General features: G+C 69.4%; 13 protein-coding genes. 8 read left to right on the top strand and 5 right to left on the bottom strand.

What is annotated here, in order from left to right; all coding sequences use genetic code 11:
• Nucleotides 1-30: 30 nt before the first annotated feature.
• The 5 genes from ACFYWI_RS05370 to ACFYWI_RS05350 all read left to right on the top strand — a co-directional run bounded on the left by ACFYWI_RS05370 (nt 31) and on the right by ACFYWI_RS05350 (nt 4,136).
• Entirely contained in the window at nt 31-876 is an 846-nt protein-coding gene (locus tag ACFYWI_RS05370) for a helix-turn-helix domain-containing protein (RefSeq protein WP_389225433.1), read from the top strand.
• On the top strand, nt 873-1,115 hold the full coding sequence (locus ACFYWI_RS05365; protein ID WP_389225430.1) for a DUF397 domain-containing protein: 243 nt from the start codon (nt 873-875) through the stop codon (nt 1,113-1,115). The genes ACFYWI_RS05370 and ACFYWI_RS05365 overlap by 4 nt, the downstream gene beginning before the upstream one ends.
• A 75-nt stretch (nt 1,116-1,190) precedes the next feature.
• On the top strand, nt 1,191-1,904 hold the full coding sequence (locus ACFYWI_RS05360; RefSeq protein ID WP_389226280.1) for a DsbA family oxidoreductase: 714 nt from the start codon (nt 1,191-1,193) through the stop codon (nt 1,902-1,904).
• An 88-nt stretch (nt 1,905-1,992) separates the two neighbouring features.
• Nucleotides 1,993-3,042: an aminotransferase class V-fold PLP-dependent enzyme gene (locus ACFYWI_RS05355; RefSeq protein ID WP_389225427.1), complete on the top strand. Its 1,050-nt coding sequence runs from the start codon at nt 1,993-1,995 to the stop codon at nt 3,040-3,042.
• 698 nt (nt 3,043-3,740) lie between these two features.
• Nucleotides 3,741-4,136, top strand: coding sequence for a hypothetical protein (locus ACFYWI_RS05350; RefSeq protein WP_389225424.1), 396 nt, complete (start codon nt 3,741-3,743; stop codon nt 4,134-4,136).
• Nucleotides 4,137-4,349: 213 nt separating this feature from the next.
• Here ACFYWI_RS05350 and ACFYWI_RS05345 read toward each other — a convergent pair whose 3' ends face one another.
• Nucleotides 4,350-4,856, bottom strand: a complete 507-nt coding sequence (locus ACFYWI_RS05345) for a MarR family winged helix-turn-helix transcriptional regulator (protein WP_389225420.1) — start codon at nt 4,854-4,856, stop codon at nt 4,350-4,352.
• 166 nt (nt 4,857-5,022) lie between these two features.
• Between ACFYWI_RS05345 and ACFYWI_RS05340 the strand changes: the two genes are divergently transcribed.
• The gene (locus ACFYWI_RS05340) at nt 5,023-6,096 is read left to right on the top strand and encodes an alkene reductase (RefSeq protein WP_389225417.1); all 1,074 of its coding nucleotides are present in this window, start codon (nt 5,023-5,025) and stop codon (nt 6,094-6,096) included.
• Nucleotides 6,097-6,179: 83 nt separating this feature from the next.
• Here the strand turns inward: ACFYWI_RS05340 and thpD are convergent, their stop codons facing one another.
• From thpD to ectA, 4 genes are read right to left on the bottom strand one after another with little or no spacing between them, the layout of a single operon-like run.
• Nucleotides 6,180-7,076 carry an ectoine hydroxylase gene (gene thpD / locus ACFYWI_RS05335; protein WP_389225414.1) on the bottom strand — a complete coding sequence of 299 codons (897 nt, stop codon included), beginning with the start codon at nt 7,074-7,076 and terminating at the stop codon, nt 6,180-6,182.
• Nucleotides 7,077-7,079: 3 nt separating this feature from the next.
• Nucleotides 7,080-7,478: an ectoine synthase gene (locus ACFYWI_RS05330; RefSeq protein WP_328402109.1), complete on the bottom strand. Its 399-nt coding sequence runs from the start codon at nt 7,476-7,478 to the stop codon at nt 7,080-7,082.
• A 35-nt stretch (nt 7,479-7,513) separates the two neighbouring features.
• Nucleotides 7,514-8,782, bottom strand: a complete 1,269-nt coding sequence (gene ectB / locus ACFYWI_RS05325) for a diaminobutyrate--2-oxoglutarate transaminase (protein ID WP_389225410.1) — start codon at nt 8,780-8,782, stop codon at nt 7,514-7,516.
• Nucleotides 8,783-8,818: 36 nt separating this feature from the next.
• A complete protein-coding gene (gene ectA / locus ACFYWI_RS05320) occupies nt 8,819-9,322 on the bottom strand; it encodes a diaminobutyrate acetyltransferase (protein WP_389225407.1) in 504 nt (167 codons plus the stop codon).
• A gap of 521 nt (nt 9,323-9,843) precedes the next feature.
• Between ectA and ACFYWI_RS05315 the strand changes: the two genes are divergently transcribed.
• Together ACFYWI_RS05315 and ACFYWI_RS05310 are read left to right on the top strand one after the other, a co-directional pair.
• Nucleotides 9,844-10,929, top strand: coding sequence for an amidohydrolase family protein (locus ACFYWI_RS05315; protein WP_389225404.1), 1,086 nt, complete (start codon nt 9,844-9,846; stop codon nt 10,927-10,929).
• Between the two features lie 391 nt (nt 10,930-11,320).
• On the top strand, nt 11,321-12,238 hold the full coding sequence (locus tag ACFYWI_RS05310) for an SCO1860 family LAETG-anchored protein (protein ID WP_389225401.1): 918 nt from the start codon (nt 11,321-11,323) through the stop codon (nt 12,236-12,238).
• Nucleotides 12,239-12,291 lie beyond the last annotated feature (53 nt).

The raw sequence follows: 12,291 nt of genomic DNA, 5'->3' as shown, positions 1-12,291 counted from the left end.
TCCAGAGCGGTCCATAGGAGGTGGGTGCGGGTGAACGACGAGACGGACGAGCGCGACGGGGTGCTCGATCTCGAAGACGACTCGGGGGCGGTGATCGCCACCGTCGGTCGCCAGCTCAAGCTCTGGCGTGAGGCGGCAGGCTTCAAGCACGCGGAGTTCGGCTCGGCCATCGGGTACGGGGAGAACCTGATCTACAAGGTCGAGGCCGGCAAGCGCATCCCCCGCCCGGAGTACCTGGACGGGGCGGACAAGGTCCTGGGCGCGGGCGGCAGGATCTCCGCGATGAAGAAGGACGTGGCGGAGGCCAGGTATCCGAAGAAGGTCCGGGACCTGGCGAAGCTGGAGCGGGAGGCCGTCGAGATCGGCGCGTACGGAAACCACAACATGCACGGTCTGTTGCAGACCGAGGAGTACGCGCGGGCGCTGTTCGGCGTCCGGCGTCCTGCTCTCCGCACGGACGATCTCGAACGGTATGTGGCGGCCCGCCTCTCACGGCAGGCGATCTTCGACGCGACACCGCTGACCACGCTTACCTTCGTCCAGGAAGAGGTCACGCTGCGGCGGCCCATCGGAGGCAGAATGGTCCTGCGTCGCCAGCTCGAACGCCTGCTGGAGGTAGGGCAGTTACGGCACGTGGAGATTCAGGTGATGCCGACGGACCGCGAGGACCATGCAGGGATGAGCGGGCAGCTCCAACTGCTGAAGCTCAGGGACGACTCGGCGGTTGGGTATTCCGAGGCACAGCTCACCACGCGTCTTGTCGCCGATCCGAAAGAAGTGCAGGTCCTGGAATTGCGCTATGGAATCATCCGGTCCCAGGCTCTCAGCCCACGGGAGTCACTGGCCTTCATCGAGAAAGTGCGGGGAGAGACATGACGCTCGTGTGGATCAAGAGCAGCTACAGCGGGAGCGACAACAACGACTGTGTCGAGGTCGCCTGGATCAAGAGCAGCTACAGCACCAACGACGGCCCCGATTGCGTCGAGGTCGCCGCCACCCCCCGCACCGTCCACGTCCGCGACTCCAAGGCCCCCGACGGCCCCCGGCTCGCCCTCGCGCCCGACGTCTGGGCCCGGTTCGTGCCGCACCTCACACTGCCGTCCGCCGCGGAATGAGGCGGTCCCGGTGTGCGTTCACCTCGAGGCGGAGGCGGCCTCCGTGCACCGTACGACCCTGGAGTGATGAAGAAGATGCGCGTCGAGATCTGGAGCGACATCGCCTGCCCCTGGTGCTACATCGGCAAGGCACGCTTCGAGAAGGGGCTCGCGGCCTTCGCTCACCGCGACGAGATCGAGGTGGTCCACCGCTCCTTCGAGCTCGACCCGAACCGGGCCGGGCACGACACCGCACCCGTGGTCGAGATGCTGGCGAAGAAGTACGGCCGCACCCTCGAGGAGGCCCGGGCCATGGAGGAGCACGTCGCCACCAACGCGCGTTCCGAGGGGCTCGAGTACCGGACCGAGGGCCGTGATCACGGCAACACCTTCGACATCCACCGGCTGCTGCACCTGGCCAACGCCCGGGGCCGCCAGGACCGGCTGCTGGACCTCGCCTACCGGGCGAACTTCGCCGAGGAGCGGTCCGTCTTCGACCGCCACGTGCTGATCGCGCTCGCGGTGGAGGCGGGCCTGGACGAGCAGGAGGCCCGCGAGGTCCTCGCCGACGAGACGGCGTACGCCGACGCGGTACGCGCCGACGAGCGCGAGGCCGCCGAGCTCGGCGCGACCGGGGTGCCCTTCTTCGTGCTCGACCGCCGCTACGGGGTCTCCGGCGGCCAGCCCGCCGAGGTCTTCACGCAGGCGCTGGAGCAGGCCTGGCAGGGCCGGGCGATCACCCCGATCGGCACCGACGCGGCCGCCTGTGACGCCGACGGCTCCTGCGAGGTCCCGCAGACCGCGTCCTGACCGCACACCCGACTGTTGAGCGCACCTGAACAGTGCCCCGCAGCAATTCGTGATTGACCACAGCTGCGGGGCGTCGGAGGGTGATCCCATGGAGATCCTTCGCACGCTGGTCGACGCCGAGTTCGCGCCCAGGACGACGTATCTGAACACCTCGAGCTGTGGGCGGCTGCCGCGCCGGGCGGTCCGGGCGGTGAAGACGCTCGTCGACGAATTGGCCGCCGGGCGACCCGGTGGCGCCGGGGACTACTCCGCGATGAACGCCGCCCGCCGGTCCTTCGCCCGGCTCAGCGGCGTGGACGAGGAGCGGGTCGCAGCAGGCGGATCGGTCTCGGTCCATGTCGGGCTGATCGCGGCGTCGCTGCCGCCGGGGGCCGAAGTCCTTTTGCCGGAGGGCGAGTTCACGTCCGTCGTCACGCCCTTCACCGTGCGCGGCGACCTCAAGCTGCGCTACGCGCCACTGGACGCGCTTGCCGACGCGGTACGGCCGGGCACCGCGCTGGTGGCCTTCTCCGCGGTGCAGTCAGCCGACGGCCGGGTCGCCGATCTTGCGGCGGTGCGGGCCGCGGCGGCCGCGCACGGGGCCCGTACGCTCCTCGACGCCAGCCAGGCCGCGGGCTGGCTGCCGCTGGACGCGGGCGCCTGGGACTTCACGGTCACCGGCGCATTCAAGTTCCTGCTCTGCCCGCGCGGAGTCTCCTTCCTCACCCTGACGGAAGAGGCACAGGAGTCGGTGCCGCCCCTGCACGCCGGCCCCTTCGCCGCCGGGACCGAGACGTTGTACGGCCCGATCGAGGAGCTGGCACGCTCGGCCCGCCGCTACGACGAACCTCCGTCCTACCTCTCGTACCACGCGGCCGAACAGTCCCTGGCCCTCTTGGAGGAGATCGGGATCGAGGCGGTGCACGCCCATGACACCGAGCTCGCCGGGCAGTTCAGGGCGGGACTTGCGGATCTGGGGTACGAGCCGCTCCCGGGCGACTCGGCGGTCGTCGCCGTACCCGGGCTCGGCGACCGCGTACCGGAACTTGCCCGCGCGGACATCACCGTGTCGGGTCGCGCGGGCAACCTGCGGGCTGCGTTCCACCTCTACAACTCGGTTGCCGATGTGGAACGGGTGCTGGACCGCCTCGCCGACTAGCTCGTGTACGCGGATTCCGGTCTCACCGGAATCCGCGTACACGACGTGCCCCCCGGGCCAGGGGCGACACAGCATGTGGTGTGATCTTCGTAAAACACCCCCGTATCATCGTCGCACCATCCCCTCGAATGCCATGTGATTCGCTGCAGGCGTGACCCGTCGGACACGACCTGGGACGGCCGTCACAGAAAGATCAATGGCTTCACGGATGCCGCTGCCGGTAGGGTCGCAACGTCCGTGGATACCAAGGGAGTTGGGCAGTGGGGGAGGCAGCCGGGCAGCCGGATCCGGGGAGACTCCCTCCACGGCCGGACGTGCCGCCGAGCGTAGGGCCGGGGCCGGGCGGACCATCGGGCCAGCCGCCGCGATGGTCGTGGTGGGTGATCGGGATCGTCATTCCCCTTCTCGGCACCGTGGTCACGCTGCTCGCCGCGTCGGAGAGAGACAGCGTGTCTCAGCCGCCGGCTCCGACCGTCACGGGTCCCGGGGTCTCGGAGCCGGCGCCCGGCACGCAGTCGCCGACCGTTGACCCGATCGCCCCCGCGCCCAGTCCGTCCCCGTCGTCGGCCGAGGCGTCCGCGACTCCGGAAGGGACTCCGGACCTGACAGCCCCAGCCGGCTACAAGGCACATCAAGGGAGGTGGGGAGTCGCGCCAACCCGCTGTGACGAGCAGCAGTTCACCGATCTTGACACCGGGGTGTCCACGACCCTGAAGGTCACCGGCGGGACGCCTTCACCTGCGGCCCGGACCGCCGGTGCCGAGCTGGAGTACCGGGCTGATACCGAGTGGCCCTGCACGGACAACGGAACCCAGCCGATCGCCATGGAGTTGCGGTCGGCCACGGGCAGCCACGTCGGAATGATCCGCGAGGGGCAGCCCCGGACGTTCGAGAACTGCCGGGCAGCGGCGGGGACCGGATTCGGCCCCATGTCCTTCTTCGGCAGCGGCGAAGAAACACGCGGCTTTGTCCGGGGCGCCGCCGTGTGCTCCGTCACGGACCAGGGATCCGTCGCCATGGCGCTGATCGATGACCTGAGCAACGAGGACACCCCCGTTGCAGGCGGGCGGCTCATCGTGTGGACCAAGAGCTGAGCTCGTGGGATCTGCGCCGGGAGAATCCGTTACGGAGGCAAGCCGGCACCGCATCCGGAGCCACCTGCGCAAACCGGTCCGCACACCGTTACGGACGGGACGGAACCGGTCCCGAAACTGGTGCAGCCCCTGTTCGCCTGGGCGGTGACGTCTGTACCGGCGCCCGGGACGCCGTCTGCCCACCCGATTCCCCGGTGCACGCCCGGAGACGACCTACGGGCGCGCGTCGGGGCAGCCCGCCGTCTCGGTGCACAGATTCGCCTCGACCTTGCCCAGCAGGCGGGCCAGTTCCTGGCGTTCCTCCTCGTCGAGGCCGGCGAGGGTGTGTCGTTCCAGCTCGGTCCACGCCGCCGACACGTCCGCGAGCAGCGCGCAGCTGCGGTCCGTCGCCTCGACCACCACGGCGCGGCGGTCCGCCGGGTCCGGGCAGCGGGTGACGTGACCGGTCTGTTCCAGGCGCTGGAGCATCTTGGTGACCGTCGAGGGATCGAGGTCCACGGCCTTGATCAGTTCCGACTGCCGTACCGGACCCGCGCCCCACAGCCGCATCATCAGGAACTCCTGCCCGGGGTAGAGGCCAAGGTCCTTGAGCACCTTTCCGGCCGCGATCCGGTGGAGCCGCGCCACCCGGGACAGGGCATGGCTGACCGGGCCGCCACGGGCGGCCCGGGGCAGATCGCTACAGACGGGATCGCCCTTGGCCTGGGGTACGGCGGTCATCTGGACCTCCTCGGTCCTGCGGAACAGGTGGATCGTGTGCTGCGGCCGTAGCACAAGCTACTGCGAAGACGTCATGGACACATTTTACCTTGGTCGGCCAATGAATGGGTTACAGTGACTCCTGGCCTATTACTTGGCCGACCACATAGTTTCTCTGGGGGTTCCCATGACCACCGCATTCGACCCGATCCAGCTCGCCGGCAGGAAGCTCGCGAACCGCATAGCCATGGCCCCGATGACCCGCAGTCGTGCTCACGGCCCCGGCCTGTCGCCGACTCCGTCGGTCGTGGAGTACTACGCGCAGCGCGCGTCGGCCGGCCTGATCATCACCGAGGGCATCCAGCCCTCCGTCGTCGGCCAGGGCTACCCCGATACCCCGGGGCTGCACAGTGACGAGCAGATCGCCGCCTGGCGCAAGGTCACCGACGCCGTGCACGCCGCCGGCGGCGCGATCTTCGCGCAGCTCATGCACGCCGGCCGGATCGGCCACCCGGTGCTGCTGCCGGACGGACTCGTCCCCGTCGGCGCCTCCGCCGTCGCGGCCGAGGGGCAGGTCTACACCCACGAGGGCCCCAAGGACTTCATCACGCCCAAAGAACTGACCGACGAGGACGTACGGGCGACGATCGCCGACTTCGCCGCCGCGGCCCGCAACGCCGTGGAAGCCGGTTTCGACGGTGTCGAGCTGCACGGCGCAAACGGCTACCTCATCCACCAGTTCCTGGCGCCCAACACCAACACCCGCACCGACGAGTGGGGCGGCTCGGCCGAGGGCCGTATCCGCTTCGCCGTCGAGGTCACCAAGGCCGTCGTCGCGGAGATCGGCCCGGAGCGCACCGCCATCCGGATCTCGCCGTCCAACTCGTACAACGACATCGACGAGCCCGAGCCGGAGGCCGTGTACACCGCCCTCGTCGCGCAGCTCGAGCCGCTCGGCCTCGCCTATCTGCATGTCCTCGAGGCCGCCCCCGGGCTGCGGGAGCTCACCCTCACGTTGCGCAAGGGCTTCTCCGGGACGATCGTCCTCAACGCGGCGACCGACGGGCCCACCGGCCCCGGCGAGCTCGCCCTGATCGAGGACGGCATCGCCGATCTGGTCTCCTACGGCGTCCTGTTCCTCGCCAACCCGGACCTTCCGGCGAGGCTGAAGGCCGGCGGCCCGTACAACACGCCGGACCCGGCCACGTTCTTCGGCGGTGACGACAAGGGGTACATCGACTACCCGGCGCTGACCGCCTGACGCACGGCCCGAGGCCCGGCGCATGCGCGGGGGCCGGTCTCCCCGGGGGAGAGACCGGCCCCACCTGCATGCACGAACGCCCGCTACCGCACGGGTGTGAAGTCCCTCGCCCCGATGAACTCGGGGCGCGGCACCGGTGCGGCGAACGGCTCGACCGCCGCGTTCTCCACGCTGTTGAACACGATGAAGACATTGCTGCGCGGATACGGCGTGATGTTGTCGCCCGACCCGTGGATGCAGTTGCAGTCGAACCAGGTCGCCGACCCGGCCCGGCCGGTGAACAGCCGGATCCCGTGCGCGTCGGCGAAGCGGGTCAGCGCCGCGTCCGACGGTGTGCCGGCGTCCTGCATCTGCAGCGACTTCTTGTAGTTGTCCTTCGGCGTCTCGCCCGCGCAGCCCAGGAAGGACTTGTGCGAACCGGGCATGATCATCAGCCCGCCGTTGGTGTCGCGGTTCTCGGTCAGCGCGATCGAGACGGACACGGTGCGCATGTTCGGCAGTCCGTCCTCCGCGTGCCAGGTCTCGAAGTCCGAGTGCCAGTAGAACCCGGTTGCGCCGAAGCCCGGCTTCACATTGATCCGGGACTGGTGGACGTACACGTCGGAGCCGAGGATCTGCCGGGCTCTGCCCACCACCCGCTCGTCGCGCACCAGCGCGGCGAAGATCTCGCTGAGCTTGTGCACCTCGAAGACCGACCGCACATCCTGGGACGTGGGCTCGATGATCGAGCGCTCATCCGCGCGTACGGCGGGATCGCTGACCAGCCGGTCGAGTTCGGCGCGGTAGAGCGCGACCTCGTCGTCGCCGATGAGCTGGTCGACGGTCAGAAAACCGTCCCGCTCGAAGGCCATCAGGTCGGAGGTGACGATCGGTCCCGGGGCACCGGGCGCCGACCATACGACGGGGTCCTGGCGGGGGGTCGTCACCTCCTGCGGGCCGCGGGTCGGGTACAGGTCGGTGCGTACAGGGGCGGTGGTCATCTCTCAGCCCTCCTCGGTCAGCAGCGGGTACACGCCGTTCTCGTCATGGTCCTCCCGTCCGGTGACGGGCGGATTGAAGACGCAGACGCAGCGGAAGTCGGTCTTGGGGCGCATGGTGTGGCGCTCGTGGCCGTCCAGCAGATACATCGTTCCGGGCTCGATCCAGTGGGTCTCGCCCGTCTCGTCGTTGGTCAGCTCGGCCTCGCCCTCCACGCAGAGCACGGCCTCGATGTGGTTCGCGTACCACATCGACGTCTCCGTGCCCGCGTACAGAACGGTCTCGTGCAGCGAGAAGCCGACCTTCTCCTTGGCGAGCACGATGCGCTTGCTCTCCCAGGTGCCGGAAGCGGCCTTCACATGGCGCTCGGTGTTCTCGATGTCCTTGAACGATCGGACGATCACGGTGAGTCGGTGCCTTTCCTTCGTGTACGGGGGTGTCAGGCGGTTTCGCGGACCGAACGCGCCAGGATGCGCAGACCGTTGTCCAGCTCGTCGGGAGATACGGTCAGCGGCGGCAGCAGCTTGACGACCTCGCTCTCCGGGCCGGAGGTCTCCAGCAGCAGACTCAGCTCGAAGGCGCGGGCGCAGACAGCCGAAGCGCGCTTCTTGTCCGCGAACTCCATGCCCCACACCAGACCCCGGCCGCGGAAGCTCACGCCCTCGCCGCCCGTTTCGTCGACGATCGCGAGCAGCGCCCGCTCGACCTCCTCGCCCCGGGCGAGGGTCTGCTTCTCCATCTGGCCGTCGGTCCAGTAGGTGTTGAGCGCGGCGGCGGCCGTGACGAAGGCCGGGTTGTTGCCGCGGAAGGTGCCGTTGTGCTCGCCCGGCTCCCATATGTCGAGCTCCGGCTTGAACAGGCACAGCGACATGGGCATTCCGTAGCCGCTGATGGACTTGGACAGCGTGACGATGTCCGGGACGATGCCCGCCTCCTCGAAGGAGAAGAATCCGCCGGTGCGGCCGCAGCCCATCTGGATGTCGTCGACGATCAGCAGCATGTCCTGGCGGTGGCACAGCTCCTGGAGCGCGCGCAGCCACTCGGCACGGGCGACATTGATGCCGCCCTCGCCCTGGACCGTCTCGACGATCACGGCGGCCGGTTTGTTGAGCCCGGAGCCCTGGTCCTCGAGGAGGCGCTCGAACCACAGGAAGTCCGGGACCTGGCCGTCGAAGTAGTTGTCGAACGGCATCGGGGTGCCGTGCACCAGCGGGATACCGGCGCCTGCCCGCTTGAAGGCGTTGCCGGTCACGGCGAGCGAGCCGAGCGACATGCCGTGGAAGGCGTTGGTGAACGACACGACGGACTCGCGGCCCTTCACCTTGCGGGCCAGTTTCAGCGCCGACTCGACCGCGTTGGTGCCGGTCGGGCCGGGGAACATGACCTTGTAAGGCAGGTCGCGCGGACGCAGGATCACGTTCTGGAACGACTCCAGGAACGCGCGCTTCGCGGTGGTGGCCATGTCCAGGCCGTGGGTGATGCCGTCGCGCTCGATGTAGTCGATCAGCGCGCGTTTCAGTACGGGGTTGTTGTGCCCGTAGTTGAGTGATCCGGCACCGGCGAAGAAGTCGAGGTAGGTGTGTCCGTCCTCGTCGTGGAGGTAGCTGCCCTGCGCGCGGTCGAACACGGCCGGCCAGCCGCGGCAGTAGCTGCGCACCTCCGACTCAAGGGTCTCGAAGACACTCAGAGCGGGCGGGGTGATCGTCACAGCGTTCTCTCCTGGGTGGGGGTGTCAGATCCGGGTTCAGGCGGTGATCGGGCTGATGCGGTACAGCACTTCCGGCTGGTGCGTGCCCTCGGGGAACAGCCCGCCGTCGAAGAGGACTTCGCGGGTCAGCGAGGCCCTGTGGCGCTCTGCGTAGGAGCTGAACAGCCGGTCGGACGCGGTGTTGTCCGGGGTGACGGTCGTCTCGACCGTGTGGATGCCCCCGCCCGCGACACGCGCGGTGAGGGCGTCCAGCAGGACCCCGGCCAGGCCCTGGCCGCGGTGTGCATGGTCAACGGCGACCTGCCAGACGAGCAGGGTGTGCGGGCGCTCCGGCCTGACGTACCCGGTGACGAAGGCGATCGGCTCCCCGTCGGTGCCACGAGCCACCACGGAGGTCGCGGCGAAATCACGGCACCACAGCAGATAGCTGTACGAGGAGTTGAGGTCCAGGACCTCGGAGTCGCGGGCGATGCGCCAAATCGCGGCTCCGTCCTCCACGCGCGGGCTGTCCAGAACAATGGCTGCTTGTGCTGTGGTCATGCGGCTTGAATTTACCGAGCAAATTCAGAAATTGCATCGGGGAGGGGGGTTGGGTGAACGAGTGTTCTGTGTTATCGCGCGAGCGGGGGCGCCGCGCGAAATGCCGCTTGATCGCACCGTTTTGCCCGGATATATATGTCCAAAGTGGACTTCATGTGTCGTCTGTCACACCCGAGTAACCTACTGGAGACCCGCCCGAATCACATCTGGATCCGGTGCGAATCCCTACGTTTAGAGCCCGGAAACGGGGGCAGCAGAATGCGGGGAGCTGTTCACGGAAATTTGCTCTCCGCGTTTCTCGAGATTACTCGATTCGAATCCGTGCCGGACTCGTTCGGGCATCGAATCACGCAACGAATCCGGCAGAAATTCCGGTTGATCCCGGCCGGGTGTCGAGCCTGTGGCGCGCGCCGCAAGGGTCCGGCAGGGGGCCATCACGGTGGGGCCCGCTTCGGCACGGCGCCGGAGCGGGTGTTCGGGCCCCCGGCCGAGCCCCTCGAGCGCCTCGTACAGTGCTCGATATGAGCGATCACACGGTGCTGCATGTGAAGGGGCGGGTGCTCGTCGGACCCGACGAGGCACGGGACGAGCTGTGGGTGGTGGACGGCCGGATCTCCTACGACCGCCCGCGCGCCGAAGCGGTCACCGTGCACGGCTGGGCGCTGCCCGGACTGGTGGACGCGCACTGCCACGTGGGACTCGACCGACACGGCGCGGTCGACGCGGCGACCAGCGAGAAGCAGGCGGTCACCGACAGGGACGCCGGCACGCTGCTGCTGCGCGACGCGGGCTCCCCTTCCGACACCCGGTGGGTCGACGACCGTGAGGACCTGCCGAAGATCATCAGGGCGGGCCGGCACATCGCCCGCACCCGCCGCTACATCCGCAACTACGCGCACGAGATCGAGCCCGACGACCTGGTCGCCTATGTCGCGCACGAGGCCGGGCGCGGTGACGGCTGGGTGAAGCTGGTCGGCGACTGGATCGACCGCGAGGCGGGGGATCTGGCCCCGTGCTGGCCGCGTGGCGCGGTCGAGGCCGCGATTGCCGAGGCACACCGGCTGGGTGCGCGGGTGACCGCGCACTGCTTCGCCGAGGACTCGCTGCGTGACCTCGTCGAGGCGGGCATCGACTGCATCGAGCATGCGACGGGCCTCACCGAGGACACGATCCCGCTCTTCGCGGAGCGTGGTGTCGCCATCGTGCCGACGCTGGTCAACATCGCAACCTTCCCGGACCTCGCGAAGGGCGGCCGGGACAAGTTCCCCAAGTGGTCCGCCCATTTGAACCGGCTGTACGAGCGCCGCTACGACACCGTGCGTGCCGCCTACGACGCCGGGGTGCCCGTCTTCGTCGGTACGGACGCGGGCGGTTCGCTGGCCCACGGTCTCGTGGCCGCCGAGGTGGCGGAGCTCGTGAGGGCCGGCATCCCCCCGATCCAGGCGCTGTCGGCGACCACCTGGGGAGCGCGGAAGTGGCTGGGCCGCCCGGCGCTGGAGGAGGGCGCTCCGGCGGACCTGGTGGTGTACGACGAGGACCCGCGGGCGGACGTCAGGGCACTGGCCGGGCCGCGGCGGGTGGTCCTCAACGGCAGAGTGATCGACTGACCGGGGCAGCCCGACCGGCCGTGCCGTCGACTGCCGTGGCGGCGGGCGGCCCCGGGAGGCCGGCCGACTGGGGATCCATCGTGTTGACCGGGCGTGACCCTGACGCGGCGCCGCTCGTTGAAGCACCTTTCGACGCGGGGTTCGCCCGCGGCGTGCGACCCGGGCGGACCGCCGGTTCGCCGTCCATACCCCGCGACGGAGCGCACTCAGGGGAACACGCGTGCCGCAAGAATCGAATGTGAGTGCCGAAACCCCACTTTAAGGTGAACTCACGTCAGGTATCTGTCGGTTCACTCTCTGTGCGTAAAGATTCGGTGTCCCGGTCACCGCCGCCTCACACGTCCCTGTGGGGCGGCGGCGACGTCATGTCTCCTGTGGGGGTACCACCACCGTGAACAGCAACACCTTCCGCACACCCGGCCGCCGTGTCGCCGCCTCCGCGGCCGCCGCCGCGCTGGCCATCGGACCCGTGGTCGTCGCCACCCCCGCGCACGCCACCGGAGCCGAGGGCCGGGCCGGTGCGGTCGTGCTCCGCGCCGGCCTCGACGTGTCCCTGCTCGACAAGAGCGTCGATGTCCCGCTCAAGGCGACGCTCAACGAGGTGCACGCCCCCGAGAGCGCCGAGAAGACCGCGCTGAGCGTGCGGGTGGACGGTGTCGACCAGGACCGGCCCGTCCAGGTGCTGCGGGCGGACGTGGCCACCGCCAAGGCGAGCGCCGACCGGCAGGTGGCCGAGGCGCACAGCAATCTGGCCCACGCCACGCTGCATGTGCCCGGTCTGCCGCTGCTCTCCCTGATCGAGGTCGAGAAGGTCACCTCCACCGCGATCTGCGAGGCGGGCCGCGAGCCGGTGGCCACGTCGAACCTGCTCGGGAAGGTGACCGTGCTCGGCAAGAAGGTCACGCTCTCGACGGGCGGCCCGACCCGGGTCGAGGCACCGGGTGTCGGCGAGGTGAGCCTCGATCTGTCCCGGACGCAGACCACCTCCCGTACGGCCGCCGCCACCGCCCTCGCGCTGAAGGTGTCGGTGAACCCCCTCACGCTGAACGTCGCCGAGGTCACCGGCACGGTCACCCTTGCCGAGGCGACCTGCGAGTCGCCCGCCGTGCCCGCGAAGGCCGCCGAGGAGAAGCCGGCCACCGATCCCGGCGACGGTGTGCGGGCACAGTCGGGCGAGGAGCCGGCCAAGGACAACCTCGCGGAGACCGGGGGCAGTTCGGCGACCTGGTACATCGCGGGTGGTGCGGCCCTGCTCCTCGCGGCCGGAGGCACCGCGATGGTGCTGAGCCACGTCCGCTCCCGGGGCTGACCTGCCACCTGGGCCCCTCCGGCGGGGGAGGGCCCAGGTTCACCCGCCTTCCC

It is taken from the genome of Streptomyces sp. NPDC002889, assembly GCF_042888425.1.
GTDB lineage: Bacteria > Actinomycetota > Actinomycetes > Streptomycetales > Streptomycetaceae > Streptomyces.
The sequence above is the reverse complement of the archived record's forward strand: the minus strand, read 5'-3'. Positions and strand labels throughout refer to the sequence as shown.